Below are 24,882 nucleotides of genomic sequence, written 5' to 3'. Positions count from 1 at the left end.
CCACATTGTTAATTTAAGGAATGCGTGTGCTAGTTATTTTGGGTTATCTCGTGGTATTGGGTGCGGTGTTTGGCGGCTACCTGATCGTGGGCGGTCATCTCGGTGCGTTATATCAGCCGGCGGAGTTTCTGATTATCGGCGGGGCGGGGGTCGGCGCTTTCATCGTCGGCAACAACGGCAAGGCGATCAAAGCGACGCTGCGCGCCCTGCCGCGCCTGATGCGCCGTTCCAAATACAACAAAGATCTGTATATGGATCTGATGGCGTTGCTGTTCCGTCTGCTGGCCAAATCGCGTCAGCAGGGCATGCTGTCGCTCGAGTTCGATATCGATAATCCGCAAGAAAGTGAAATTTTCTCTAATTATCCGCGCATCCTTGCCGATAACACCCTGGTGGAGTTCATTACCGACTATTTACGGCTGATGGTGAGCGGCAATATGAATGCGTTCGAGATCGAAGCGCTGATGGACGAAGAGATCGAAACCTACGAGCAGGAAAGCGAAGTGCCCGCCGGCAGTCTGGCGATGGTGGGCGACTCCTTGCCGGCGTTCGGCATCGTCGCGGCGGTGATGGGGGTGGTGCACGCCCTGGCTTCGGCTGACCGTCCGGCCGCTGAACTGGGCGCGCTGATCGCTAACGCCATGGTCGGTACTTTCCTCGGCATTTTGCTGGCCTACGGCTTCATCTCGCCGCTGGCGACGTTGCTGCGTCAGAAGAGCGCCGAAAACGTCAAGATGATGCAGTGCATCAAAGTCACGCTGTTGTCGAGCCTGAACGGTTACGCGCCGCAGATCGCGGTCGAGTTCGGCCGTAAAACGCTGTATACCACCGAACGTCCTTCTTTCGTTGAGCTGGAAGAACACGTGCGCCGCGTGAAAGCGCCGGCGCAGCAGGCGACGGAAGAAGAAGAAGCATGAAACAGAATCATCCGGTCGTTTTGGTCAGAAAGCGCAAGTCGCATCATGCCGCCCATCACGGCGGCTCCTGGAAGATCGCTTATGCCGACTTTATGACGGCGATGATGGCGTTCTTCCTGGTGATGTGGCTGCTGGCGATCGCCAGCCCGCAGGAGCTGACGCAAATCGCCGAATACTTCCGCACGCCGCTCAAGGTTGCCCTGACCAGCGGCGACAAGAGCAGTTCCGAAAGCAGCCCCATTCCTGGCGGCGGCGACGATCCAACGCAACAGCATGGCCTGGTGAAAAAACAGGTCGATTCGCCGGACTCGCGCGCCGAAGAGCTGCGCCTGAACAAGCTGCGTGAAAAGCTGGATGAGTTGATTGAGTCCGATCCGCGCCTGAAGGCGCTGCGTCCACATCTGTTGATCAACATGATGGACGAAGGGCTGCGCATCCAGATTATCGATAGCCAGAACCGGCCGATGTTCAAAACCGGCAGCGCGCAGGTCGAGAGCTACATGCGCGATATTCTGCGCGCGATAGCGCCGATCCTTAACGACTTGCCGAACAAAATCAGCCTGTCCGGCCACACCGATGACATCCCTTACGCCACCGGCGAACGCGGCTACAGCAACTGGGAACTGTCGGCCGATCGCGCCAACGCGTCGCGTCGCGAGCTGATCGCCGGCGGCCTGGCGGAAGGCAAAGTGCTGCGGGTGGTAGGCATGGCGGCCACCATGAGCCTGAAACAGCATGGCGCCGATGATGCGATTAACCGCCGCATCACCGTGCTGGTGTTGAACAAGCAAACGCAAGAGGGCATCGAGCACGAAAATGCCGAAAGCAACGCGCTGGATATTGCCCAGCCGGACAGCCTGAAGCAGCTGGCGCCGTCGGCGACCGCGCCGGCCAGCCAAACGCCGGAATCCTCGACGACAGCCCCGGAACCCGCGGCACCAACGCCGAACGCTCCCCCGCAGGCGTCCCCGGCGATAGCCCCGGCCGACCAGGCGCCGGAACCACCGGCGGCCGCACCCGCACCGACTAACCGCGACTCACAGCCAGAGGTGACCCCGTGAGCATGGACATTAGCGATTTTTATCAGACCTTCTTTGATGAGGCGGACGAGTTGCTGGCCGACATGGAGCAACACCTGCTGGAGCTGGATCCGCTGGCCCCCGATATCGAGCCGTTGAACGCCATCTTCCGCGCGGCGCATTCGATCAAGGGCGGCGCGGCGACCTTTGGTTTTTCGGTGCTGCAGGAAACCACCCATCTGCTGGAGAACCTGCTGGACGGTGCAAGACGCCAGGAAATGAGCCTGAGCACCGAGATTATCAACCTGTTTCTGGAAACCAAAGACATTATGCAGGAGCAACTGGACGCCTATAAAACCTCGCAACAGCCTGACGCTGAAAGCTTTGAATACATTTGCCAGGCGCTGCGTCAGCTGGCGTTGGAAGCGCAACAGCAGCAGGAGGCGCCTGCGGCTCAACCCGCCGTTCAGCAGCCGGTCGCTCAGCCATCGGCCGCGCCGGCGGCGATCGAAGGCGGCATGCGCATCAGCCTGAACGGGCTGAAAGCCAGTGAAATCCCCTTGATGTTGGAAGAGCTGGGCAACCTCGGCGAAGTTAAAGACCCGCATCAGACGGAACACAGCCTGGACGTGACGTTGCTCACCTCCGCCAGCGAAGACGACATCAGCGCCGTGCTGTGCTTCGTGCTGGAACCGGAACAAATCAGCTTCTCGACGCCGACGCAAAGCGCGCCGGCCGTCGCGGAGGCGAACTTGCCGGAGACGGTCGCTGCGCCGGAACCGGCGCCGGTCGCCAGCGCTGCGCTGCCTGCCGCCAAACCTGCGGCCGCAGCGGCCGAAGCGCCGAAAGCACGCGCCAAGGCGAGCGAATCTACCAGCATTCGCGTAGCGGTGGAAAAGGTGGATCAGCTGATCAACCTGGTGGGCGAGCTGGTGATCACCCAGTCGATGCTGGCGCAACGTTCCGGCACGCTGGATCCGGTGAACCACGGCGATCTGCTGAACAGCATGAGCCAGCTGGAGCGTAACGCACGCGATCTGCAGGAGTCGGTGATGTCGATCCGCATGATGCCGATGGAATACGTCTTCAGCCGCTACCCGCGTCTGGTGCGCGATCTGGCCGGCAAGCTGAACAAACAGGTGGAGCTGACGCTGCAGGGCAGCTCGACCGAACTGGACAAGAGCCTGATCGAACGGATTATCGACCCGTTGACGCACCTGGTGCGCAACAGCCTCGATCACGGTATCGAAGAGCCGGCCACCCGCATCGCCGCCGGTAAATCGGCGGTGGGCAATCTGGTGCTGTCGGCCGAACACCAGGGTGGCAACATCTGTATTGAGGTCATCGACGACGGCGCCGGTCTGAACCGCGAAAAAATTCTCGCCAAGGCCGCTTCGCAAGGGCTGGCGGTGAGCGACAGCATGAGCGACGAAGAGGTCGGCATGCTGATCTTCGCGCCGGGCTTCTCCACCGCCGAGCAGGTGACCGACGTTTCCGGCCGCGGCGTCGGCATGGACGTGGTGAAAAGAAATATTCAGGAGATGGGCGGCCACGTCGAGATCCGTTCGCAGGCCGGTAAAGGCACCACCATCCGCATTCTGCTGCCGTTGACGCTGGCGATCCTCGACGGCATGTCGGTCAAAGTGAACGACGAAGTCTTTATTCTGCCGCTGAACGCGGTGATGGAATCGCTGCAGCCGCAGGCGGAAGACTTGCACCCGCTGGCCGGCGGCGAGCGCGTGCTGCAGGTGCGCGGCGAATACCTGCCGCTGGTGGAACTGTATCGGGTATTCGAAGTGGAAGGCGCCAAAACCGACGCCACCCAGGGCATTGTGGTGATCCTGCAAAGCGCCGGCCGCCGCTATGCGTTGCTGGTGGATCAGCTGATTGGCCAGCATCAGGTGGTGGTGAAGAATCTGGAAAGCAACTACCGCAAAGTGCCGGGCATTTCCGCCGCGACCATTTTGGGCGACGGCAGCGTGGCCTTGATCGTCGATGTCTCGGCGTTGCAAACCTTGAACCGTGAAAAGCGTCTGACGGACGCCGCCGCATAATAATGAGTTTATTGATTTAAAAGGTGAATGATATGGCAGGATTGGCAGCCGTCAGCAAATTGGCTGGCGAAACGGTAGGGCAAGAGTTTCTGATTTTTACCCTGGGCAACGAGGAGTACGGCATCGACATCCTCAAGGTGCAGGAAATTCGCGGCTACGATCAGGTGACCCGCATCGCCAACACCCCGGCGTTCATCAAGGGCGTCACCAACCTGCGCGGCGTGATTGTTCCCATCATCGATCTGCGGGTGAAATTCTCCCAGCAGAGCGTTTCCTACGATGAGAACACCGTGGTGATCGTGTTGAACTTTGGCCAGCGCGTGGTGGGCATCGTGGTTGACGGCGTCTCCGACGTGCTGTCATTGACCGCCGAGCAGATCCGTCCGGCGCCGGAGTTCGCGGTGACTCTGGCGACCGAATACCTCACCGGCCTCGGTTCGCTGGGCGAGCGCATGTTGATCCTGGTGGATATCGAAAAGCTGCTGAGCAGCGAAGAGATGTCGCTGGTCGACAGCGTGGCGAAAAGCGTCTGATCCAAGACTCAAGGGGGCAGGGCGCTGCCCCCTTCAACCTTCACGTTCCCTGACCTGTCGCGATGCCGCCCGCCGCGCCCGGAACCCCCACTAAAAATAGTTACTTTCCCGCATAAAGTTTTGCCGCGCTGCGCCGATAACTCTCACATTCAACGTCATCAGAGCCTGTCTGCGCGGGCTTCAACAAGGGAAATCATGTTAAATCGTATGAAGGTGGTCACCAGCCTGTTGCTGGTGTTGGTGCTGTTTGGCGCCTTGCAGTTGATTTCGGGCGGACTCTTTTTCTCCTCGCTGAAAAGCGATAAGGAAAACTTTACCGTCCTGCAAACTATTCGTCAGCAGCAGCTGCAGCTGAGCGAAAGCCGCGTTGACCTGCTGCAGGCGCGCAACTCCCTGAACCGTGCCGGTATTCGCTACATGATGGATACCAACAAGATCGGCAGCGGCGCCACCATTGATGAACTGCTGGCCAAGGCGAAGGAAGAGCTGGGCGAAGCGGAAAGACACTACGCCGCGTACGAGAAAATCCCTCAGGACCCGCGTCAGGATCCTCAGGCGGCGGAACGCCTCAAGCATCAGTACGATGTGCTGTACGGCGCGCTCTCCGAGCTGATCCAACTGCTGGGCGAAGGCAAAATCAACGCGTTCTTCGATCAACCTACGCAGAGTTACCAGGACAACTTTGAGCAGAGCTACAACGTTTACCTGGAGCAAAACGGCAAGCTGTACCAAATCGCGGTCGACGGCAGCAACAGCTCCTACAACTCGGCCATCTGGACGCTGATCGTGATCCTGGTGGTGGTGCTGGCGGTGATCGTACTGGTCTGGACTGGTATCCATCACATCCTGGTACGCCCGCTGAACCGCATGATCGAGCACATCAAACAGATCGCCGCCGGCGACCTGACTCAGCAGATCGTCGTCAACAGCCGCAACGAAATGGGCGTGCTGGCGGCCAGCCTGAAACACATGCAAGGCGAACTGATTGAAACCGTCAGCGGCGTGCGCCAGGGCGCAGACGCCATCTACAGCGGCGCGTCCGAAATCGCCGCGGGCAACAACGATCTCTCTTCCCGCACCGAGCAGCAGGCCGCGTCGCTGGAAGAGACCGCCGCCAGCATGGAACAGCTGACCGCGACGGTGAAACAGAACGCCGAAAACGCGCGTCAGGCTTCGCAACTGGCGCTGAGCGCCTCTGAAACCGCGCAGAAAGGCGGCAAGGTCGTGGCTAACGTGGTGCAGACCATGCATGACATCGCCGGCAGCTCGCAGAAGATCGCCGATATCACCGGCGTGATCGACGGCATTGCCTTCCAGACTAACATCCTGGCGCTGAACGCCGCGGTGGAAGCGGCGCGCGCCGGCGAGCAGGGCCGTGGCTTCGCGGTGGTGGCCGGTGAAGTGCGTAACCTGGCGCAGCGCAGCGCACAGGCGGCGAAAGAGATCAAAGGCCTGATCGAAGATTCGGTCAGCCGCGTCGATATGGGTTCCGTGCTGGTCGAGAGCGCCGGGGAAACCATGGGCGACATCGTCAACGCCGTCACCCGCGTGACCGACATCATGGGCGAAATCGCCTCGGCGTCGGACGAGCAGAGCCGCGGCATCGATCAGGTTGGCCAGGCGGTGGCGGAAATGGACCGCGTCACCCAGCAGAACGCCTCGTTGGTGGAAGAATCCGCCTCGGCGGCGGCGGCGCTGGAAGAACAGGCCAGCATGCTGACCCAGTCGGTAGCGGTATTCCGTCTGAGGCAGGAAGGCCAGGAAGAATTTAAAGCGCCTGTCACCAGCAAGGCGACGGTAACACCGGTAATCAATCATAAGAAAATGAACGCCAGCGATCTGCAGGATAACTGGGAAACGTTCTGACCGGTATCGGGCCTCTCTCGCAGAGGCCCTTTTCCCTACGTAGGCCGGTCGCCGGCCGGCTGCAAGGAGGTTCAAGTGTTTAACCGAATCCGTATCTCTACCAGCTTATTCCTGTTGTTGATGACCTTCTGCGTTCTGCAGTTGGCCAGCAGCGGCCTGTCGTATTCCGCGTTTCGCTCCGATAACCACAACCTCGACATCATCACCCTCGGCAGCCAGCAGCGCGATTCGCTTAGCCTGAGCTGGGTGTCGCTGTTGCAGGCGCGCAATACGCTGAACCGCGCCGGCACCCGCGCGGCGCTGAAACTGCCGCAGGAGCAGGTGAACGAGCTGATGAGCAACGCCCGCAGTTCGCTGCAGAAGGCCGATCTCTATTTCAATCAGTTTATGGCGGTTGAACGCAGCAGTGAACAGCAGAACCAGCAGACGGCCACCACCAAGGCCAGCTACGAGCGGCTGCGCGGCGCGCTGCGCGAGCTGATCGGTTTCCTGGAAAAGGGCGAGCTGCAGGCGTTTATGGATCAGCCGACGCAGAAAACCCAGGACCTGTTCGAGGCCGACTTCGTGCAGTACCTGCAGTTGGTGAACGGTGACATCAGCGAGGCCAGAGACGCTAATCAGTTCTCCTTCACGCTGGCGGGCCTGATGCTGGCGGGGGCGGTATTGATGCTGATCGTGGTGACCGGCAGCGCCATGTGGTGGTTGCGCACCATGCTGATACAGCCGCTGAACCAAATCCGCAGCCACTTTGAACGCATCGCCGCCGGCGATCTGGCGACGCCGATTCAGGTGTATGGCCGTAATGAAATCAGCATGCTGTTCGCCAGCCTGCAACGCACGCAGCAGTCGCTGATCGGCACCGTCGGCGCGGTGCGCGACGGGGCGGAGTCGATTCTGATCGGCCTGCAGGAGATCGCCGAAGGCAACAACGATCTCTCTTCCCGCACCGAGCAGCAGGCCGCGTCGCTGGAAGAAACCGCCGCCAGCATGGAACAGCTGACCGCGACGGTGAAACAGAACGCCGACAATGCGCGGCAGGCGTCTCAGCTGGCGCGCGACGCTTCGGCCACTGCGGCCAAGGGCGGCGAACTGGCCGGTGACGTGGTCACCACCATGCACGATATTGCCAACAGTTCGCAGAAAATCGGCGCCATCACCAGCGTGATCGACGGCATCGCCTTCCAGACCAACATTCTGGCGCTCAATGCGGCGGTGGAAGCGGCGCGCGCCGGCGAACAGGGGCGGGGTTTCGCGGTGGTCGCCGGTGAAGTGCGCAACCTGGCGAGCCGCAGCGCGCAGGCGGCGAAAGAGATCAAGGTGCTGATCGACGAATCGGTCAGCCGCGTCAAACACGGCTCGGTGCTGGTGGAAAACTCCGGCGCCACCATGCAGGACATTGTGCGTTCGGTAACTCGCGTGACCGACATCATGGGCGAGATCGCGTCGGCTTCGGATGAACAAAGCCGCGGCATCGAACAGGTGACGCAGGCGGTGACCCAGATGGACCAGGTTACCCAGCAGAACGCCGCGCTGGTGGAAGAATCCGCTTCTGCCGCCACCGCGCTGGAAGAGCAGGCCATTACCCTGGCCGACGCGGTCGCGGTATTCCGTCTGGCGGACGATAACGTTGTCGCGCCAGGTAACAGCAACAACGCAGTTTCACCCGTGGTAAAGGAAGCCCAAGATTGTTAAACCGCATAAACAGCACGTTTTTCTCCGGTGAGGCAGCATGAAACAGGCGCCGTCAACTTCTAACCGGGATACTGCGTCGATGTTGACGCAAATGGTGCAGCGCCTGCCGCTGTCGGACGTGCATTTTCGCCGTATCAGCCAGTTGATTTATCAACGCGCCGGCATCGTGCTGGCGGAGCATAAGCGCGAGATGGTTTACAACCGCCTGGTGCGCCGGTTGCGGCTGCTGGGATTGCACGATTTCGGCGACTATCTGGCGCTGCTGGAAAGCGATCCGAACAGCGCGGAGTGGCAGGCGTTCATCAACGCATTGACCACCAACCTGACGGCATTTTTCCGCGAGGCGCATCACTTCCCGATCCTGGCGGAGCATGCGCGCTCGCGGCCGAACGGCTACAGCGTCTGGAGCACTGCGGCCTCGACCGGCGAAGAGCCGTATTCGATCGCCATCACGCTGAGCGATGCCCTGGGGCAGCGGGCCGGCAGTTGCCAGGTCTGGGCCAGCGACATCGACACGCAGGTGTTGGAAAAAGCGGAAGCGGGCGTTTACCGCCAGGAAGATCTGCGCACCCTGACGCCGACCCAAATGCAGCGCTATTTTTTGCGTGGTACCGGGCCGCATCAGGGGCTGGTGCGCGTGCGGCCGGAACTGGCGGCGCGGGTGAACTTCCAGCCGTTGAACCTGCTGGCGCCGGAATGGGCGCTGCCGGGGCAATTTGACGCCATTTTTTGCCGCAACGTCATGATCTATTTCGATAAGGCGACGCAGGAGCGCATCCTGCGCCGCTTCGTTCCCTTGCTTAAGCCGGGGGGGCTGATGTTCGCCGGCCACTCCGAGAACTTCAGCCAGATCAGCCGGGATTTCTACTTGCGTGGGCAGACCGTGTATGGGCTGACCAAGGAGAGGTAATGAGTAAAATCAGAGTGTTATGCGTAGACGATTCGGCACTGATGCGTCAGCTGATGACGGAAATCGTGAACGGCCACCCCGACATGGAAATGGTGGCGACCGCGCCGGATCCGCTGGTGGCGCGCGATCTGATCAAAAAATTTAATCCTCAGGTGCTGACGCTGGACGTCGAGATGCCACGCATGGACGGGCTGGATTTCCTCGAGAAGCTGATGCGCCTGCGGCCGATGCCGGTAGTGATGGTTTCTTCGCTGACCGGTAAAGGCTCGGAGATCACGCTGCGAGCGCTGGAGCTGGGCGCGGTGGATTTCGTCACCAAACCGCAGCTCGGCATTCGCGAGGGCATGTTGGCCTACAGCGAACTGATCGCCGAGAAGATCCGCACCGCCGCCAGAGCGCGCCTGCCGCAGCGATCCAGCAGCCCGGCGCCGGCGATCCTCAGCCATGCGCCGCTGCTGAGCAGTGAAAAACTGATCGCCATCGGTGCTTCCACCGGCGGCACCGAAGCGATCCGCCAGGTGCTACAGCCGCTGCCGGCCACCAGTCCGGCGCTGCTGATCACCCAGCACATGCCGCCGGGGTTCACCCGTTCGTTCGCCGAACGGCTGAACAAGCTGTGCCAGATCACGGTGAAAGAAGCGGAGGACGGCGAGCGCGTACTGCCGGGCCATGCTTACATCGCCCCGGGGGATCGCCACCTGGAGCTGGCGCGCAGCGGCGCCAACTATCAGGTGAAGCTGCATGACGGCCCGGCGGTCAACCGCCATCGTCCGTCGGTCGACGTGCTGTTCCGCTCGGTAGCGCAATATGCTGGCCGCAATGCGGTGGGGGTGATCCTCACCGGCATGGGGAACGACGGGGCGGCGGGGATGCTGGAGATGCACCGCGCCGGGGCCTATACCCTGGCGCAGAACGAGGCGAGCTGTGTGGTGTTCGGCATGCCGCGCGAGGCGATCGCCGGCGGCGGCGTGAGCGAAGTGGTCGAGTTGGACAGGATGAGCCAGCGCATGCTGGCGCAGATTTCCGGCGGCCAGGCATTGCGCATTTGATTTCAGTCCGCAGGGTTTGCCCGGCGGCGATATGACCTACGGTCGCCGCGCGGCGGCCTGCGGTTTTGCATCATTAAACGGTTAACTATTTCAGGAGTAACAATGGCAGACAAGAACCTCAGATTTCTGGTTGTGGACGACTTCTCCACCATGCGCCGCATCGTCAGAAATTTGCTGAAAGAGCTGGGCTTCAACAACGTCGAAGAAGCTGAAGATGGCGCAGATGCGCTGAACAAGCTGCGCGCCGGCGGTTTCGACTTCGTGGTGTCCGACTGGAACATGCCGAACATGGACGGGCTCGAACTGTTGCAGACCATCCGCGCCGATAGCGCGCTGGCCGCGATGCCGGTGCTGATGGTGACGGCGGAAGCCAAGAAAGAAAATATCATCGCGGCGGCGCAGGCCGGCGCCAGCGGTTATGTAGTGAAACCTTTTACGGCGGCGACGCTGGAAGAAAAGCTCAACAAGATTTTTGAAAAATTGGGCATGTAAGGAGAGGGCGATGAGAGACATTCCAATGCCTGCCAGCGATGCAGCGACCGCGGGAGAGATCATCTCCCGCATCGGCCAACTGACCCGAATGCTGCGCGACAGCATGCGCGAACTGGGGCTCGATCAGGCGATTGCCCAGGCGGCAGAGGCGATCCCGGATGCGCGCGACCGTCTTGACTATGTCGTAACCATGACGGCGCAGGCGGCGGAACGGGCGTTGAACTGCGTGGAGGCGGCGCAACCGCGCCAGGCGGAGCTGGAGTCCGGCGCCAACGCGTTGAAAGGGCGCTGGGACGAGTGGTTCGCCAATCCCATCGAACTGGACGACGCGCGTTCTCTGGTCAACGACACGCGTCAGTATCTGGATCAGGTGCCGGGCCATACGGCCTTCACCAACGCTCAGCTGCTGGAAATCATGATGGCGCAGGACTTCCAGGATCTGACCGGTCAGGTGATCAAGCGCATGATGGACGTGGTGCAGGAGATCGAAAAGCAGCTGCTGATGGTGCTGATGGAAAACATGCCGGAGCAGCCGGTGAAGGAAAAACGGCCGAACGACAGCCTGCTGAACGGCCCGCAGCTCGACCAGAACGGCGTCGGCGTGATCGCCAACCAGGCGCAGGTCGACGATCTGCTCGACAGCCTCGGTTTCTGAGGCCTTTCGGGGCGCGCGACGGCGCGCCCCGACAACAAGCCACGCAGTTTTCGTCTCATCCCCTAAATAACCCGCCTTTTTCCCCGTTGTTCCGCCAATGACATCGCCAATTTTTTGGCATGCTGACCGCCATTCTTTACCCTCCCGACACAGGAACGGCGTTTCGTGGCTGAAGACAGCGATCTGGAAAAAAGCGAGGCCCCCACGCCCCACAGGCTGGAGAAGGCGCGTGAAGACGGCCAGATCCCGCGCTCCCGCGAGCTGACCTCGGTACTGATGCTGCTCTCGGGCCTGGCGATCATCCTGATGTCCGGCAGCAACATGGCGCAACAGCTGGCGGCGATGCTCACGCAAGGGCTGAACTTTGACCACGGCATGGTCAGTAACGACAAGCAGATGCTTCGCCAACTGGGCATGTTGCTGCGTCAGGCGGTGCTGGCGCTGCTGCCGATCATGGCGGGGCTGGTGCTGGTAGCGCTCGCCGCGCCAATGCTGTTGGGGGGCATCTTGTTCAGCGGCAAGTCGATCAAGTTCGATATGAAGCGGCTAAACCCCCTGTCCGGGTTGAAACGCATCTTTTCCAGCCAGGTGTTGGCCGAGCTGCTGAAAGGGATCCTGAAAGCGACGTTGGTCGGCTGGGTCACCGGTCTTTATCTGTGGCACAACTGGGCGGCGATGCTGCATCTGATGACCCAGCAGCCGCTCGATGCGCTGGGCAATGCGCTGCAGATGATCCTGTTCTGCGGTTTTCTGGTGGTGCTGGGGCTGACGCCGATGGTGGCGTTCGACGTGTTCTATCAGCTGTGGAGCCACTTCAAAAAGCTGAAGATGACCAAGCAGGATATTCGCGACGAATTCAAAGACCAGGAAGGGGACCCGCACGTCAAGGGGCGCATTCGCCAGCAGCAGCGGGCGATCGCCCGGCGCCGCATGATGGCCGATGTGCCTAAGGCGGACGTGATCGTCACCAACCCGACGCACTACGCCGTCGCGTTGCAGTACAACGACAAGAAAATGAGTGCGCCGAAGGTGCTGGCCAAGGGGGCCGGCGAAATCGCCTTGCGCATTCGCGAGCTCGGCGCGGAGCACCGCATTCCGATGCTGGAGGCGCCGCCGCTGGCGCGCGCGCTGTATCGGCACAGCGAGATTGGACAACACATTCCGGCCACCCTGTATGCCGCGGTCGCCGAAGTGCTGGCTTGGGTGTACCAACTGCGCCGCTGGCGGCGCGAGGGCGGCCTGATCCCGAAAAAACCTGAACGTTTACCGGTGCCGGAAGCACTGGATTTTGCGAGAGAGAGTGACTCTGATGGCTAATTTGGCCTCCCTGCTTCGTTTGCCGGGCAATTTTAAAGATACGCAGTGGCAGGTGCTGGCCGGCCCGGTGCTGATCCTGCTGATTTTGTCGATGATGGTGTTGCCGCTGCCGGCGTTTATCCTCGACCTGCTGTTTACCTTCAACATCGCGCTGTCGATCATGGTGCTGCTGGTGGCGATGTTCACCCAGCGTACGCTCGAGTTCGCCGCTTTCCCGACCATCCTGCTGTTCTCCACATTGCTGCGTTTGTCGCTCAACGTCGCCTCGACGCGCATCATCTTGCTGGAAGGCCACACAGGTTCCGCCGCCGCCGGGCGAGTGGTGGAAGCCTTCGGCCACTTCCTGGTGGGCGGCAACTTCGCCATCGGCATCGTGGTGTTCATCATCCTGGTGCTGATCAACTTTATGGTAATTACCAAAGGTGCAGGGCGTATCGCCGAAGTGGGCGCGCGCTTCGTGCTGGACGGCATGCCGGGCAAACAAATGGCGATCGACGCCGATTTGAACGCCGGATTGATTGGTGAAGACGAAGCGAAGAAACGCCGCGCCGAAGTGACCCAGGAGGCCGATTTTTACGGCTCGATGGACGGCGCCAGTAAATTCGTGCGCGGCGACGCCATCGCCGGCCTGATGATCATGGTGCTGAACGTGGTCGGCGGCCTGCTGGTCGGCGTGGTGCAACACGGCATGGAACTGGGGGCGGCGGCGGAAAGCTATACGCTGCTGACCATCGGTGACGGCCTGGTGGCGCAGATCCCGGCATTGGTGATCTCCACCGCCGCCGGTGTCATCGTCACTCGCGTCGCGACCGATCAGGATGTCGGCGAGCAGATGGTGGGCCAGCTGTTCAACAATCCGCGCGTGATGCTGCTGAGTGCCGGGGTGCTGGGCCTGCTGGGCCTGGTGCCGGGCATGCCGAACCTGGTGTTCCTGCTGTTTACCGCGGCTCTGCTGGGCCTCGCCTGGTGGCTGCGCGGCCGTGAACAACAGGCGCCGAAAACGGTGGAAGATCCGGTGATGCCGGAGAATCCGCAGGCCGCCGAGGCCAGCTGGGCCGACGTGCAGTTGGAAGATCCGCTGGGGATGGAAGTGGGCTACCGGTTGATTCCGATGGTCGATTTTCAACAGAACGGCGAGCTGCTTGGGCGTATCCGCGGGATCCGCAAGAAATTCGCCCAGGACATGGGTTATCTGCCGCCGGTGGTGCACATTCGCGACAACCTGGAACTGCCGCCAGCCAGCTATCGCATCCTGATGAAAGGCGTCGAGATCGGCAGCGGTGAAGCGCAGCCGGGCCGCTGGCTGGCGATCAACCCCGGCAATGCCGTGGGCGAGCTGGCGGGAGACAAAACCGTCGATCCCGCCTTCGGACTGGAAGCGGTGTGGATAGACAGCGCCTTGCGCGAACAGGCGCAAATCCAGGGCTTTACCGTGGTGGAAGCCAGCACCGTGGTGGCGACGCACCTCAATCACCTGATTGGCCAGTTCGCCAGCGAGCTGTTCGGCCGCCAGGAGACCCAACAGCTGTTGGATCGCGTGTCGCAGGAGATGCCGAAGCTGACCGAAGACTTCGTGCCGGGCGTAGTGTCACTGACGACGCTGCACAAGGTGCTGCAAAATCTGCTCGCCGAGCGCGTGTCCATCCGCGATATGCGCACCATCGTCGAAACGCTGGCGGAACATGCCCCGGCGCAGAGCGATCCTTACGAATTGACCACCGTGGTGCGGGTGGCGCTGGGCCGGGCGATCACGCAGCAGTGGTTCCCGGGCAACGGCGAGATTCAGGTTATCGGCTTGGATACCCAGCTGGAGCGCCTGTTGCTGCAGGCGTTGCAGGGCGGAGGCGGTCTGGAACCGGGGCTGGCTGACCGTCTGCTGGAGCAGGCGCGTCAGGCGCTGCAACGGCAAGAGATGCTCAGCGCGCCGCCGGTGCTGTTGGTTAACCATGCGCTGCGTCCTTTACTGGCGCGCTTCCTGCGTCGCAGCCTGCCGCAGCTCGTGGTGCTGTCCAACCTGGAGATCAACGACGATCGCCAGATTCGCATGACCTCGACCATTGGAGCCGCCTGATGAAACGCTGTCTGTCCTTGTTGTGTTTGCTGGCGCCGCTAGCCGCCGGCGCGGTGTCCGGCTCCTGGGTGGCTGAAGGGGCGGGGGTCACGCTGGAACAGGGCGGGATGCGCGATGAATCCGCCGGTTTGCGGCCGCCGAACGCGCTGCCGGATGCCAATGCGCGCATCACCAGCGTCAGCTGGCGCTACCGTTTGCTGGGGCCGGAGCCCGTGGGGCTGCAGGCCCAACTCTGCACGGTAAACCGCTGCATTCCGCTCGGCGGCGGCAGCGGCAGCAGCATCGGTCTGCAGGGCGAGCCGGCCAATGCGGAATTGCGCTTTGTCTATTACGTGCAGTCGCAAGGCGGGCTGAATCCGCCGCTGCGGGTGATTGGCAATCAGGTGATCGTCAATTATCAGTAAGATCAGGCCAGAATTTGCAGGCCGTTGCGTTCCACCAGCGTCAGCAGTTTCATCGCGGCGGAGTTCGGTTGCGCTTCGCCGCGCTCCCATTTCTGCACCGCCTTTTTGCTGACGTTGAGATACAGCGCAAACACCGGCTGACTGACGTTTTCCCGTTCGCGCAACGCGCGGATCTCGGCCGGCCCGAACTGCTTTACCGGCCGCAGGCACAGCATGTCGAAAGTGCGCATGGTCACGTCGTCGACGAAACCGGCGCGGTGCAGGCCCTGAACTTCCTGGTGGATCTCGGCAAGAATTTTACTCATCGCTTAGCCTCCGTAACTCCCTGTTGTTGACCAGCTGGTAGAGTCTGAATGGCGAATAATCCAGATACAGCGCAGCCAGATGTTTCAATCCCTGTAACTCATCCGCACTGATGTTTTCTCTCTCGCTTTTGGCAAAGCCGCGCATAAAAAACAGGCGGTCTTCATCGCGAAAAACGATCAGTACCCGATAGCCGCCACGTTTGCCCGCACCAGCCCGAGCGATGCGCTTTTTGTATACGCAACCGCCAAGATTGGCGTCGTACAGCTGATGTTGCGTCTCTCGCGCCGCTTTCACTATCGTGGCGTCGCTAATGCGCTCGCGTGCGGCAAAACCCTGAAAGGTTTTGGTGAGATAAATGTCGGCCATTCGCTCTCCCTGCGAATCTATACCCGTTAAGGGTATATTTCAAGTGGTTTAAAAATAACCACAGGGTGACAAGCGGCCAAAGGGAAAGAAACAGCCAAATTCACGCCATGCGCAGCCTGGCGCAAAGTCTTAAGTGAATTCAAAGAGTGATAGGGAGAAAATGCGACGGGATGCGCAGAAGCCGGTTAACGCATGCCCGGTGATAGGCTCACCGGGCAAATGAGTCAGGTCAGACGCCGATTTTTCTGCCGAGCAGGCTGCCGGCGTGCGATTGGCCGTCCGGGCCATACAGCGATTTGTTGTTTTTGCTGAGGATGGCCAGCGCCTGAGCGTTATGGTCGATCTGCTGATTGAGCAGCAGGCCGTTGTGCTGGTTCTTTTCGCGCAACGTTTGGCTCAGCAATTGAACGCGCTGCCAACGGTCGGCCAGGGGGGCGTGGCTGGCATAGGGCGCGCGTTGCCCGCAGGTTTTTTCCTGCCCCAGGCGCTGTTGCTCGAGGTAGGCGACCGTCGCCAACAGTTGGCTTTTGGCATCGGTTACGCGCTGCAAGGCCACGCCCGGCAGCTGGCCGGAGCATAACAGATCGTGCTCTTCTTCCAGCACGCCATTGAGCGCCTGCAGCGTTTCCAACAGTTTGTCCAGCAGTTGTGCCAGCTTTTCCATAGTGATGACTTATCCTTTACCGCTACCCGCCGCCGCGTTGTCAGTCGCGTCCGGCGATCCATTGAACATCGCTCTGCGCGTCTTGCAGCAGTGCGTCGGCGATTTTGCCGGCGTCCATCTTCAGTTCACCGTTGCGGATCGCCTGCTTGATGGCCTCGACCCGGCCCATATCGATATCCTGGGTGCCCGGCTGCATCAGGCGCGCCTGCGCCTCGCTCAGTTTGACCTGCGTACCGCTGACGGCGGTTTCGGCCACGGCGGCCTTACGCGGCTGGAGCGGGTTGTCGGCCGGGGTTTCACGCGGTTGCACAGTGGAAACCGGCTGTAACCGCTGGGTGCGATCGATACTCATGGTCCATCTCCGTTTACGCCGTGACCGCACTCGGGCGACGACGCTGCAATGAAAGTGTTACGGCCCTGATGGCCAATAAAATGCTGCTTGATTTGTCTTATCGGCAAGGTTTGCGGAACCTTTACTTTTTTATAACGTAATGCGAATCGCGCCGTCGTCCCCGACCACGCCACTGACGATTTGCCCGGACGCCATGCGCACGCGCACGCTGTCTTCGGCGGCGGCGTTGTTCATCGCCTTGCCCGCGCCGCTAATGCTGAATCCTTCGCCCTGTGCATTGACCTGCACCGGTTGCCCGGCCTTGATAATCCAGGCCCGGCGCAGCATGGCGAGGGTCAGCGGCTGGCCGGGGCTGATGTTGCGCAGGCTGACGGCGCCTAACGCTTTGCCCGCTTCGGTCAGCGCGCGCGGCGGCAGGGTATCGAGCCGACCTTCTTTCAACGTCAGGTCCGCCGCCGTCAACCGGCTGCCGGCGGTGATGCCGCGCGCCGAAACGAGATAGCGGCCGAACACCTGCACCTGCGTCTGGATAAAACGCCGCTCCTGGCCACAGCGCGCCGAAATGCTGACGTTGCCGCCGATCCGCGCGTTGGGCGGCAGCGACAGCTGCGGCAGTTCGCAAGCGGGCCATTGGTTCGGCGGCGTGCGCACCCGCACTTTTACCTGTACCGGTTCGCCGCTGAACTTGCCTTGGATGAAGCTTTCGATTTGCGTCGCCAGATCGTCGGCGCGCGCGTTCAGACTGCACAGCAGGCCGATAAGCAGCAGCATTTTACCTTTCATCGTCATCTTCTCAAGCTTCATCGGGATACGCGTAAGTGTACCCGCAGCGCGCGCAGGCTAAGCAGATAAATAGCGCCCCATTTTGCGTTTATTCCCGCGATAGGGTAGCGCGGGGGGCGTTTATGCTGTCGACTCCAAATTCTAACCTCGCGGAGGGAGCATGCTCGACAAACTGGACGCGGCTCTGCGCTTTGGCCAAGAGGCGCTGAACTTGCGCGCCCAGCGGCAGGAAATTCTGGCCGCCAACATCGCCAACGCAGACACACCGGGTTATCAGGCGCGGGATATCGATTTCGCCAGCCAATTGAACAAAGTGATGGAGCAGGGGCGCGTCAGCGGCAACGGCATGGCGCTCAACCTGACGGCGGCGCGCCATATCCCGGCGCAGACCCTGCAGCCGCCGCAGCTCGATCTGCTGTTCCGGGTGCCGGATCAGCCGTCGATGGACGGCAACACGGTGGACATGGATCGCGAACGCACCAACTTTGCCGATAACAGCCTGAAATATCAGACCGACCTGACGCTGCTCAACGGTCAGATCAAAGGGATGATGTCCGTACTGCAACAAGGATAAGGCGCATGTCTTTACTGAATATTTTTGATATCTCCGGCTCGGCGTTATCGGCGCAATCCCAGCGCATGAACGTCAGCGCCAGCAACATGGCCAACGCCGACAGCGTGACCGGCCCGGACGGCGAACCTTACCGCGCCAAGCAGGTGGTGTTCCAGGTCGCAGCGGCGCCGGGACAGCCGACCGGCGGCGTGCGCGTTGCCCAGGTGGTGGACGATCCGGCGCCCGAGCGTCTGGTGTATCAGCCGGGCAACCCGCTGGCGGACGCCAAGGGGTATGTGCGCATGCCGAACGTCGACGTAGTGGGGGAAATGGTCAACACCATCTCCGCTTCCCGCAGCTATCAGGCCAACGTCGAGGTGCTCAACACCACCAAGTCGATGATGATGAAAACCCTGACGCTGGGTCAGTAACCGGAGGTTCCCATGGCTATCGCCCCAACCACGAACGAGTCGTTGGACAATACCGTCATCGGTAACAACAGCAAAAATACCAACAGCCAGGATCTGCACAACAGCTTCCTGACGCTGCTGGTGGCGCAGTTGAAAAACCAGGACCCGACCAATCCGATGCAGAACAACGAACTGACCTCGCAGCTGGCGCAGATCAACACCGTTCAGGGCATCGAAAAACTCAACACCACGCTGGGGTCGATCTCCGGTCAGATCAACAGCAATCAGTCGCTGCAGGCCACCGCGCTGATCGGCCACGGCGTGATGGTGCCGGGCAGCAACATTCTGGTCGGCAGCAAGGACGGCAAAGTCAGCACCACGCCGTTCGGCGTGGAACTGGAGCGCGCCGCCGATCAGGTAACCGCCACCATCACCAACGCCAGCGGGCAGGTGGTGCGCACCATCGAAATCGGCGGTCTGACCGCCGGCGTGCATGCCTTCACCTGGGACGGTTCGCTGGATGACGGCTCCACCGCGCCCGACGGCGCCTACAAAGTGGCGATTAACGCCAAAGGCAACGGCGAGCAGTTGGTGGCGCGCAGCCTGCACTTCGGCCTGGTGAACGGCGTGATCCGCGACGGCAACGGCGCCAAGCTGGATCTCGGTCTGGCGGGCAACGCCACCCTGGAAGACGTGCGACAGATCTTATAACCCTAAGCATCAGGCTCAATCGGACGATAGCCTGACCACTATTCGGAGAATAACATGGCTTTTTCTCAGGCAGTCAGCGGCTTGAACGCGGCAGCAACCAACCTGGACGTGATCGGTAACAACATCGCCAACTCCGCGACGGCGGGCTTCAAATCCGGCAGCGTCTCCTTTGCCGACATGTTCGCCGGTTCGCAGGTCGGTCTGGGCGTCAAAGTGTCCGGCATCACCCAGAACTTCAAGGGCGGCACCACCACCGGCACCAGCCGTTCATTGGATGTGGCCATCAACGGCAACGGCTTTTTCCGCATGCAGGATAAAGACGGCGGCATCTTCTATACCCGCAACGGCCAGTTCAAGCTGGACGAGAACCGCAATCTGACCAACATGCAGGGTCTGCAGCTGACCGGCTATCCGGCGGCCGGCTCCCCGCCGACCATTCAGCAGGGCGCCAACCCGGTGCCGTTGAGCATTCCTGAAGGCATGATGAACGCGAAAGCGTCCACTTCCGGCCAGATGGTCGCCAACCTGATGTCGACCCATAAGGTGCCGGAAAACAAGACCTTCGATCCGACCAAACAGGACAGCTACAACTATACCAATACCATCACCGCCTACGACTCGCTGGGTAACGCGCACAACATCAACGCTTACTTCGTGAAGACCGAAGACAATAAATGGCAGGTCTACACCCAGGACGGCAGCGCAGCGCCAGTGAACGCCGGCACCATGGAGTTCAGCACCAGCGGTACCCTGGTGAAAACCACCAGCACCAACGGCGCGCCGGGCGAGTTCAGCATGGTGATCCCGATGACCGCCAAAGACGGCGCGCCGGCGCAAAACTTCACCCTGAGCTTCGCCGGCAGCATGCAGCAGAACGTGAGCAGCGACTCGGTGAGCAAGGTATCGCAGGACGGTTATGCCGCCGGTGAATACACGGGCTATCAGATCAACAACGACGGCACCATCGTGGGCGTCTACTCCAACCAGCAAACCCAGCTGTTGGGCCAGATCGTCATGGCTAACTTCTCCAACCCGGAAGGGCTGGCGTCGCAGGGCGATAACGTTTGGCAGGAAACCGGCGCGTCCGGCCAGCCGCGCGTCGGTCTTGCGGGCGGCGGCGGCTTAGGCAAGCTGACCAGCGGCGCGCTGGAGTCTTCCAACGTCGATCTGAGCCAGGAGCTGGTGAACATGATCGTCGCACAGCGTAACTATCAGTCCAACGCCCAGACCATCAAGACGCAGGACTCCATTCTGCAGACGTTGGTTAGCCTGCGCTAATAGGGTCGAGTTATGGATCACGCGATTTATACCGCGATGGGCGCGGCTCGCCAAACGCTGGAGCAGCAGTCCATTACCGCCAACAACCTGGCCAACGCGTCGACGCCGGGCTTTCGCGCTCAGCTCGCCGCGCTGCGCGCGGTGCCGGTTGACGGGCCGAGCCTGGCGACGCGCACCTTGGTGGCCGCGTCGACGCCGGGCGCCGACATGAGCCAGGGGGCGCTGAACTATACGGCGCGCCCGCTGGATGTGGCGCTGCAGCAGGACGGTTTCCTGGCGGTGAGCCTGCCGGGCGGCGGTGAAGCCTATACCCGCAACGGCAACATCCAGATCTCCTCCACCGGGCAGTTGACGGTGCAGGGGCTGCCGGTGATGGGCGACGGGGGGCCGATCGAGGTGCCGCCGTCGGCGGAGATCACCATCGCCGCCGACGGCACCATTTCGGCGCTGAACGCCGGCGATCCGCCGAACACCATCGCGCAGATCGGCCGCCTGAAGCTGGTGAAAGCCGACGCGCGCGAAGTGATGCGCGGTGACGACGGGCTGTTCCGCCTGACGCCGGAAACCCAACAGATGCGCGGCAATCAGTTGCAAAACGATCCGCAGGTGCGGGTGATGCCCGGGGTGCTGGAAGGCAGCAACGTCAAGCCGATGGAGACCATGGTCGACATGATCGCCAACGCCCGCCGTTTTGAAATGCAAATGAAGGTCATCCACAGCGTGGATGAAAACGAACAGCGTGCCAACTCACTGCTCTCAGTGAGCTAAGCAGCAAGGAAATAACCGATGATTCCATCCTTATGGATTGCCAAAACCGGTCTGGACGCGCAGCAGACCAACATGGACGTGATCGCCAACAACCTGGCGAACGTCAGCACCAACGGCTTCAAACGCCAGCGTGCGGTATTTGAAGATCTGCTGTACCAGACCATGCGTCAGCCGGGGGCGCAGTCCTCCGAGCAGACCACGCTGCCTTCCGGTCTGCAGATCGGCACCGGCGTGCGTCCGGTGGCGACCGAGCGGCTGCACAGCCAGGGCAACCTGTCGCAGACCAACAACAGCAAAGACGTCGCCATCAAGGGGCAGGGGTTCTTCCAGGTGATGTTGCCGGACGGCACCCAGGCCTACACGCGCGACGGCTCGTTCCAGATCGATCAGAACGGCCAGTTGGTCACTTCCAGCGGTTTCCAGGTGCAGCCGGCGATCACCATTCCGGCGAACGCGCTGTCCATCACCGTCGGCCGCGATGGCATCGTCAGCGTCACCCAGCAGGGGCAAACCGCCGCCCAGCAGGTGGGCCAATTGACGCTGACGACCTTTGTCAACGACAGCGGTCTGGAGAGCGTGGGCGAGAACCTGTATCAGGAAACCGAAAGCTCGGGCGCGCCGAACGAGAGCACGCCGGGGCTCAACGGCGCCGGTCTGCTGTATCAGGGCTACGTGGAGACCTCCAACGTTAACGTGGCGGAAGAGCTGGTCAACATGATCCAGACTCAGCGCGCTTACGAGATCAACAGCAAAGCGGTATCGACTTCCGATCAGATGCTGCAAAAGCTGACGCAACTGTAATCTGTCATTGACGGGCCCGGCTTGCCGCGCCCGTCATTCTCTTTCGTGAAACAAAGGCGATACCCGTGGTAACCACATATTCGATGGCAATCCTGCCGCGGCAGGGACAACGCTGGCTGGCGGGAATGGTGATGCTGACGCTGAGCGGCTGCGCTTATATTCCGCATAAACCGCTGGTGGACGGTGCGACCACGGCGCAGCCCGCGCCGGCCAGCGCGCCGATGCCGAACGGCTCGATCTTCCAGACGGTGCAGCCGATGAACTACGGCTATCAGCCGCTGTTCGAAGACCGCCGTCCGCGCAACGTCGGCGACACCCTGACCATCGTGCTGCAGGAAAACGTCAGCGCCAGCAAGAGCTCCTCCGCCAATGCCAGCCGCAACGGCGCCAGCAAGTTCGGCGTCGCCACCTCGCCGCGTTACCTTGACGGCCTGTTGGGCAATGCGCGCGCCGATATGGACATTTCCGGCGACAGCACCTTCGGCGGCAAGGGCGGCGCCAACGCCAACAACACCTTCAACGGCACCATTACGGTGACGGTCAACCAGGTGCTGGCCAACGGCAACCTGCACGTGGTGGGGGAAAAGCAGATCGCCATCAACCAGGGCACCGAATTCATTCGTTTCTCCGGCGTCGTCAACCCGCGCACCATCAGCGGCAACAACTCGGTCACCTCGACGCAGGTGGCGGACGCGCGGATCGAATACGTCGGCAATGGCTATATCAACGAAGCGCAGACCATGGGCTGGCTGCAGCGCTTCTTCTTAAATGTTTCACCGTTCTAAGGATTGACTGATGCTGAAAAAATGGTTTATCGCGCTGTGCGTCGGGCTGGTGTGCTTGCCGGCGGCGGCGGAGCGCATCCGCGATCTGGTGACGGTGCAGGGCGTGCGAGACAACGCCCTGATCGGCTACGGCCTGGTGGTGGGGCTGGACGGCTCCGGCGACCAGACCATGCAGACGCCGTTCACCACCCAAAGCCTGAGCAACATGCTGTCGCAGTTGGGCATCACCGTGCCGCCGGGCACCAACATGCAGCTGAAAAACGTGGCGGCGGTGATGGTGACCGCCAAACTGCCGCCGTTCTCGCGCGCCGGGCAGAATATCGACGTGGTGGTCTCATCAATGGGCAACGCCAAGAGCCTGCGTGGCGGCACCTTGCTGATGACGCCGCTGAAAGGCGTGGATAACCAGGTCTATGCGCTGGCGCAGGGCAACGTGCTGGTCGGCGGCGCGGGCGCGGCGGCCGGCGGCAGCAGCGTGCAGGTCAACCAGCTGGCGGGCGGGCGCATCAGCAACGGCGCCACCATCGAGCGCGAACTGCCGACCACCTTCGGCAGCGGCGGCGTACTCAACCTGCAGCTGAACGACGAAGACTTCACGCTGGCGCAGCAGATCAGCGACGCCATCAACCGCCAACGCGGCGGCGGCACCGCGACGCCGCTCGACGCCCGTACGATTCAGGTGCTGGTGCCGCAGGGCAACAGCTCTCAGGTGCGCTTCCTGGCGGAGATTCAAAACATCACCGTCAACGTCGGCGCAATGGACGCCAAAGTGATCATCAACTCGCGCACCGGGTCGGTGGTGATGAACCGCGATGTGATCCTCGATTCCTGCGCCGTCGCCCAGGGCAACCTGTCGGTGGTGGTCGATCGGCAGAACACCGTCAGCCAACCGACGACGCCGTTCGGCGGCGGCCAAACGGTGGTGACGCCAAACACCCAGATTTCGGTGCAACAGCAGGGCGGGTCGCTGCAGAAGGTGAATGCCAGCGCCAACCTGAACAACGTCATTCGCGCGCTGAACGCGCTGGGCGCCACGCCGATCGATCTGATGTCGATCCTGCAGGCGATGCAGAGCGCCGGCTGCCTGCGCGCCAAGCTGGAAATCATCTGATGGCGGGCGATCTGATGGCGATGTCGGGCGCGGCCTATGACGCCCAGGCGCTGAACGGCCTGAAGCGCGACGCGGCGGCCGACCCGCAGGGCAACCTCAAGCAGGTGGCCCAGCAGGTGGAAGGCATGTTCGTGCAGATGATGCTGAAAAGCATGCGTTCCGCCTTGCCGCAGGACGGGATGTTGAGCAGCGATCAAACGCGGCTCTATACCTCGATGTACGATCAGCAAATCGCCCAGCAGATGTCGCAAAAAGGGCTGGGGCTGGCCGACATGATGGTCAAGCAGATGAGCAACGCCAACGCGGTGCCGAGCGAAACTGCGGGCATGTCGCCGATGGCGCTGGACAACGAGGTGCTGCAAACGCTGCCGAACCAGGCGCTGGAGCAGATGGTGCGCCGGGCGATGCCGAAAGCCCCGCCGGCCGCCGCGCCGCTGTCGCTCAACAACGGCAACTTCGTCGCTCGTCTGTCGATACCGGCGAAGGTCGCCAGCCAGCAGAGCGGCATTCCGCATCAGCTGATCGTCGCGCAGGCGGCGCTGGAATCCGGCTGGGGGCAGCGCGAGATCCCAACCTCAGACGGCACGCCGAGCTACAACCTGTTCGGCATCAAGGCCGGCGGCAGCTGGAGCGGGCCGGTGACGGAGATCACCACCACCGAGTTCGAACAGGGCGCGGCGAAGAAGGTGAAGGCGAAGTTCCGCGTTTACGGGTCGTACGTCGAAGCGATCGCCGATTACGTCAAACTGCTGACCAACAACCCGCGCTACGCCGACGTGGCCGCCGCGCGCAGCCCGGAGCAGGCGGCGCATGCGCTGCAGCGCGCCGGGTACGCCACCGATCCCCAGTACGCCAGCAAGTTGGTCAGCGTGATTCAGCAGATGAAGAGCGCGGGGGAACAGGCGGTGAAAGCTTACACCCACGATCTGAAAGATTTGTTCTAAATCCCCGTCATTCTTGACGCCGCTGCGGCGCCAATTATTTAGGGGGTAGGCGGCAATGGAGGCTCGCTGGA

General features: G+C 61.6%; 27 protein-coding genes. 22 read left to right on the top strand and 5 right to left on the bottom strand.

The features are described from left to right. The first annotated feature begins 26 nt into the window (after positions 1 to 26). The 13 genes from motA to CPH57_RS11220 all read left to right on the top strand — a co-directional run bounded on the left by motA (position 27) and on the right by CPH57_RS11220 (position 14,979). Positions 27 to 917, top strand: a complete 891-nt coding sequence (motA, locus tag CPH57_RS11280; protein ID WP_015378266.1) for a flagellar motor stator protein MotA — start codon at positions 27 to 29, stop codon at positions 915 to 917. Next, positions 914 to 1,978 (top strand): flagellar motor protein MotB, encoded by a 1,065-nt coding sequence (gene motB, locus CPH57_RS11275; protein WP_033643536.1) that lies wholly within the window; start codon positions 914 to 916, stop codon positions 1,976 to 1,978. Before motA ends, motB begins: the two co-directional genes overlap by 4 nt. Further along, entirely contained in the window at positions 1,975 to 3,990 is a 2,016-nt protein-coding gene (cheA, locus tag CPH57_RS11270; RefSeq protein ID WP_033643535.1) for a chemotaxis protein CheA, read from the top strand. The genes motB and cheA overlap by 4 nt, the downstream gene beginning before the upstream one ends. A gap of 32 nt (positions 3,991 to 4,022) precedes the next feature. Then, a complete protein-coding gene (gene cheW, locus CPH57_RS11265; protein WP_025303271.1) occupies positions 4,023 to 4,523 on the top strand; it encodes a chemotaxis protein CheW in 501 nt (166 codons plus the stop codon). A gap of 195 nt (positions 4,524 to 4,718) precedes the next feature. Beyond that, entirely contained in the window at positions 4,719 to 6,389 is a 1,671-nt protein-coding gene (gene tsr / locus CPH57_RS11260; RefSeq protein WP_033643534.1) for a methyl-accepting chemotaxis protein, read from the top strand. Positions 6,390 to 6,464: 75 nt separating this feature from the next. Next, on the top strand, positions 6,465 to 8,081 hold the full coding sequence (locus CPH57_RS11255; protein WP_033643533.1) for a methyl-accepting chemotaxis protein: 1,617 nt from the start codon (positions 6,465 to 6,467) through the stop codon (positions 8,079 to 8,081). Between the two features lie 37 nt (positions 8,082 to 8,118). After that, positions 8,119 to 8,991, top strand: a complete 873-nt coding sequence (gene cheR / locus CPH57_RS11250) for a protein-glutamate O-methyltransferase CheR (protein ID WP_025159837.1) — start codon at positions 8,119 to 8,121, stop codon at positions 8,989 to 8,991. Beyond that, positions 8,991 to 10,040, top strand: coding sequence for a chemotaxis response regulator protein-glutamate methylesterase (locus tag CPH57_RS11245; protein ID WP_033643532.1), 1,050 nt, complete (start codon positions 8,991 to 8,993; stop codon positions 10,038 to 10,040). Before cheR ends, CPH57_RS11245 begins: the two co-directional genes overlap by 1 nt. A gap of 102 nt (positions 10,041 to 10,142) precedes the next feature. Next, complete coding sequence (cheY, locus tag CPH57_RS11240; RefSeq protein ID WP_004934862.1) at positions 10,143 to 10,532, top strand: chemotaxis response regulator CheY; 390 nt, start codon at positions 10,143 to 10,145, stop codon at positions 10,530 to 10,532. Between the two features lie 10 nt (positions 10,533 to 10,542). Next, the gene (gene cheZ, locus CPH57_RS11235; protein ID WP_004934858.1) at positions 10,543 to 11,187 is read left to right on the top strand and encodes a protein phosphatase CheZ; all 645 of its coding nucleotides are present in this window, start codon (positions 10,543 to 10,545) and stop codon (positions 11,185 to 11,187) included. A gap of 165 nt (positions 11,188 to 11,352) precedes the next feature. Beyond that, entirely contained in the window at positions 11,353 to 12,504 is a 1,152-nt protein-coding gene (gene flhB / locus CPH57_RS11230; protein WP_033640021.1) for a flagellar biosynthesis protein FlhB, read from the top strand. After that, on the top strand, positions 12,497 to 14,575 hold the full coding sequence (gene flhA, locus CPH57_RS11225; protein ID WP_033643531.1) for a flagellar biosynthesis protein FlhA: 2,079 nt from the start codon (positions 12,497 to 12,499) through the stop codon (positions 14,573 to 14,575). Before flhB ends, flhA begins: the two co-directional genes overlap by 8 nt. After that, a complete protein-coding gene (locus CPH57_RS11220; RefSeq protein WP_033643530.1) occupies positions 14,575 to 14,979 on the top strand; it encodes a flagellar protein FlhE in 405 nt (134 codons plus the stop codon). Before flhA ends, CPH57_RS11220 begins: the two co-directional genes overlap by 1 nt. Positions 14,980 to 14,981: 2 nt before the next feature. Here CPH57_RS11220 and CPH57_RS11215 read toward each other — a convergent pair whose 3' ends face one another. From CPH57_RS11215 to flgA, 5 genes are all read right to left on the bottom strand, one after another. Continuing rightward, the gene (locus CPH57_RS11215; protein WP_015378258.1) at positions 14,982 to 15,284 is read right to left on the bottom strand and encodes a DNA-binding transcriptional regulator; all 303 of its coding nucleotides are present in this window, start codon (positions 15,282 to 15,284) and stop codon (positions 14,982 to 14,984) included. Beyond that, positions 15,277 to 15,651 carry a type II toxin-antitoxin system RelE/ParE family toxin gene (locus CPH57_RS11210; RefSeq protein ID WP_096242347.1) on the bottom strand — a complete coding sequence of 125 codons (375 nt, stop codon included), beginning with the start codon at positions 15,649 to 15,651 and terminating at the stop codon, positions 15,277 to 15,279. The genes CPH57_RS11215 and CPH57_RS11210 overlap by 8 nt, the downstream gene beginning before the upstream one ends. 229 nt (positions 15,652 to 15,880) lie before the next feature. Continuing rightward, a complete protein-coding gene (locus tag CPH57_RS11205; protein WP_033650863.1) occupies positions 15,881 to 16,315 on the bottom strand; it encodes a flagella synthesis protein FlgN in 435 nt (144 codons plus the stop codon). A 40-nt stretch (positions 16,316 to 16,355) separates the two neighbouring features. Further along, positions 16,356 to 16,667 (bottom strand): flagellar biosynthesis anti-sigma factor FlgM, encoded by a 312-nt coding sequence (gene flgM / locus CPH57_RS11200; protein ID WP_004934832.1) that lies wholly within the window; start codon positions 16,665 to 16,667, stop codon positions 16,356 to 16,358. Positions 16,668 to 16,796: 129 nt separating this feature from the next. Beyond that, the gene (gene flgA / locus CPH57_RS11195; RefSeq protein WP_033650864.1) at positions 16,797 to 17,450 is read right to left on the bottom strand and encodes a flagellar basal body P-ring formation chaperone FlgA; all 654 of its coding nucleotides are present in this window, start codon (positions 17,448 to 17,450) and stop codon (positions 16,797 to 16,799) included. A 160-nt stretch (positions 17,451 to 17,610) separates the two neighbouring features. On the opposite strand from flgA, the gene flgB reads away from it, so the two are divergent. From flgB to flgJ, 9 genes are all read left to right on the top strand, one after another. Next, positions 17,611 to 18,024 (top strand): flagellar basal body rod protein FlgB, encoded by a 414-nt coding sequence (flgB, locus tag CPH57_RS11190; protein WP_033643526.1) that lies wholly within the window; start codon positions 17,611 to 17,613, stop codon positions 18,022 to 18,024. A 5-nt stretch (positions 18,025 to 18,029) separates the two neighbouring features. Beyond that, positions 18,030 to 18,434, top strand: coding sequence for a flagellar basal body rod protein FlgC (gene flgC / locus CPH57_RS11185; protein WP_004934826.1), 405 nt, complete (start codon positions 18,030 to 18,032; stop codon positions 18,432 to 18,434). A gap of 12 nt (positions 18,435 to 18,446) precedes the next feature. Further along, complete coding sequence (gene flgD / locus CPH57_RS11180) at positions 18,447 to 19,124, top strand: flagellar hook assembly protein FlgD (protein WP_033643523.1); 678 nt, start codon at positions 18,447 to 18,449, stop codon at positions 19,122 to 19,124. Positions 19,125 to 19,178: 54 nt separating this feature from the next. Further along, a complete protein-coding gene (gene flgE / locus CPH57_RS11175) occupies positions 19,179 to 20,402 on the top strand; it encodes a flagellar hook protein FlgE (protein WP_033643522.1) in 1,224 nt (407 codons plus the stop codon). 12 nt (positions 20,403 to 20,414) lie between these two features. Then, on the top strand, positions 20,415 to 21,170 hold the full coding sequence (locus CPH57_RS11170) for a flagellar basal body rod protein FlgF (RefSeq protein ID WP_033650865.1): 756 nt from the start codon (positions 20,415 to 20,417) through the stop codon (positions 21,168 to 21,170). A gap of 18 nt (positions 21,171 to 21,188) precedes the next feature. Further along, the gene (gene flgG, locus CPH57_RS11165; protein ID WP_004934819.1) at positions 21,189 to 21,971 is read left to right on the top strand and encodes a flagellar basal-body rod protein FlgG; all 783 of its coding nucleotides are present in this window, start codon (positions 21,189 to 21,191) and stop codon (positions 21,969 to 21,971) included. Between the two features lie 83 nt (positions 21,972 to 22,054). After that, positions 22,055 to 22,756, top strand: coding sequence for a flagellar basal body L-ring protein FlgH (flgH, locus tag CPH57_RS11160; RefSeq protein WP_004934817.1), 702 nt, complete (start codon positions 22,055 to 22,057; stop codon positions 22,754 to 22,756). Between the two features lie 10 nt (positions 22,757 to 22,766). After that, positions 22,767 to 23,867: a flagellar basal body P-ring protein FlgI gene (locus tag CPH57_RS11155; RefSeq protein ID WP_004934816.1), complete on the top strand. Its 1,101-nt coding sequence runs from the start codon at positions 22,767 to 22,769 to the stop codon at positions 23,865 to 23,867. Further along, positions 23,867 to 24,811 (top strand): flagellar assembly peptidoglycan hydrolase FlgJ, encoded by a 945-nt coding sequence (gene flgJ, locus CPH57_RS11150; RefSeq protein WP_096242346.1) that lies wholly within the window; start codon positions 23,867 to 23,869, stop codon positions 24,809 to 24,811. Before CPH57_RS11155 ends, flgJ begins: the two co-directional genes overlap by 1 nt. The last annotated feature ends 71 nt before the right edge of the window (positions 24,812 to 24,882 follow it).

The sequence above is a fragment of the Serratia sp. JKS000199 genome (assembly GCF_900215455.1).
In the GTDB taxonomy this organism is placed as follows: domain Bacteria; phylum Pseudomonadota; class Gammaproteobacteria; order Enterobacterales; family Enterobacteriaceae; genus Serratia; species Serratia ureilytica.
This window is presented reverse-complemented; position numbering and strand designations above follow the sequence as displayed.

Bases quoted from the DNA above. Each gene is read 5' to 3' on its own strand.
- CPH57_RS11245 (WP_033643532.1), top strand. From the start codon at position 8,991: ATGAGTAAAATCAGAGTGTTATGCGTAGACGATTCGGCACTGATGCGT.
- cheR (WP_025159837.1), top strand. From the start codon at position 8,119: ATGAAACAGGCGCCGTCAACTTCTAACCGGGATACTGCGTCGATGTTG.
- flgM (WP_004934832.1), bottom strand. From the start codon at position 16,667: ATGAGTATCGATCGCACCCAGCGGTTACAGCCGGTTTCCACTGTGCAA.
- tsr (WP_033643534.1), top strand. From the start codon at position 4,719: ATGTTAAATCGTATGAAGGTGGTCACCAGCCTGTTGCTGGTGTTGGTG.
- flgB (WP_033643526.1), top strand. From the start codon at position 17,611: ATGCTCGACAAACTGGACGCGGCTCTGCGCTTTGGCCAAGAGGCGCTG.
- flgJ (WP_096242346.1), top strand. From the start codon at position 23,867: ATGGCGGGCGATCTGATGGCGATGTCGGGCGCGGCCTATGACGCCCAG.
- cheW (WP_025303271.1), top strand. From the start codon at position 4,023: ATGGCAGGATTGGCAGCCGTCAGCAAATTGGCTGGCGAAACGGTAGGG.
- CPH57_RS11170 (WP_033650865.1), top strand. From the start codon at position 20,415: ATGGATCACGCGATTTATACCGCGATGGGCGCGGCTCGCCAAACGCTG.
- CPH57_RS11215 (WP_015378258.1), bottom strand. From the start codon at position 15,284: ATGAGTAAAATTCTTGCCGAGATCCACCAGGAAGTTCAGGGCCTGCAC.
- motB (WP_033643536.1), top strand. From the start codon at position 914: ATGAAACAGAATCATCCGGTCGTTTTGGTCAGAAAGCGCAAGTCGCAT.
- flgA (WP_033650864.1), bottom strand. From the start codon at position 17,450: ATGAAAGGTAAAATGCTGCTGCTTATCGGCCTGCTGTGCAGTCTGAAC.
- CPH57_RS11155 (WP_004934816.1), top strand. From the start codon at position 22,767: ATGCTGAAAAAATGGTTTATCGCGCTGTGCGTCGGGCTGGTGTGCTTG.
- flgC (WP_004934826.1), top strand. From the start codon at position 18,030: ATGTCTTTACTGAATATTTTTGATATCTCCGGCTCGGCGTTATCGGCG.
- CPH57_RS11220 (WP_033643530.1), top strand. From the start codon at position 14,575: ATGAAACGCTGTCTGTCCTTGTTGTGTTTGCTGGCGCCGCTAGCCGCC.
- flgD (WP_033643523.1), top strand. From the start codon at position 18,447: ATGGCTATCGCCCCAACCACGAACGAGTCGTTGGACAATACCGTCATC.
- flgE (WP_033643522.1), top strand. From the start codon at position 19,179: ATGGCTTTTTCTCAGGCAGTCAGCGGCTTGAACGCGGCAGCAACCAAC.
- CPH57_RS11205 (WP_033650863.1), bottom strand. From the start codon at position 16,315: ATGGAAAAGCTGGCACAACTGCTGGACAAACTGTTGGAAACGCTGCAG.
- cheZ (WP_004934858.1), top strand. From the start codon at position 10,543: ATGAGAGACATTCCAATGCCTGCCAGCGATGCAGCGACCGCGGGAGAG.
- cheY (WP_004934862.1), top strand. From the start codon at position 10,143: ATGGCAGACAAGAACCTCAGATTTCTGGTTGTGGACGACTTCTCCACC.
- flhA (WP_033643531.1), top strand. From the start codon at position 12,497: ATGGCTAATTTGGCCTCCCTGCTTCGTTTGCCGGGCAATTTTAAAGAT.
- flgH (WP_004934817.1), top strand. From the start codon at position 22,055: ATGGCAATCCTGCCGCGGCAGGGACAACGCTGGCTGGCGGGAATGGTG.
- flgG (WP_004934819.1), top strand. From the start codon at position 21,189: ATGATTCCATCCTTATGGATTGCCAAAACCGGTCTGGACGCGCAGCAG.
- CPH57_RS11210 (WP_096242347.1), bottom strand. From the start codon at position 15,651: ATGGCCGACATTTATCTCACCAAAACCTTTCAGGGTTTTGCCGCACGC.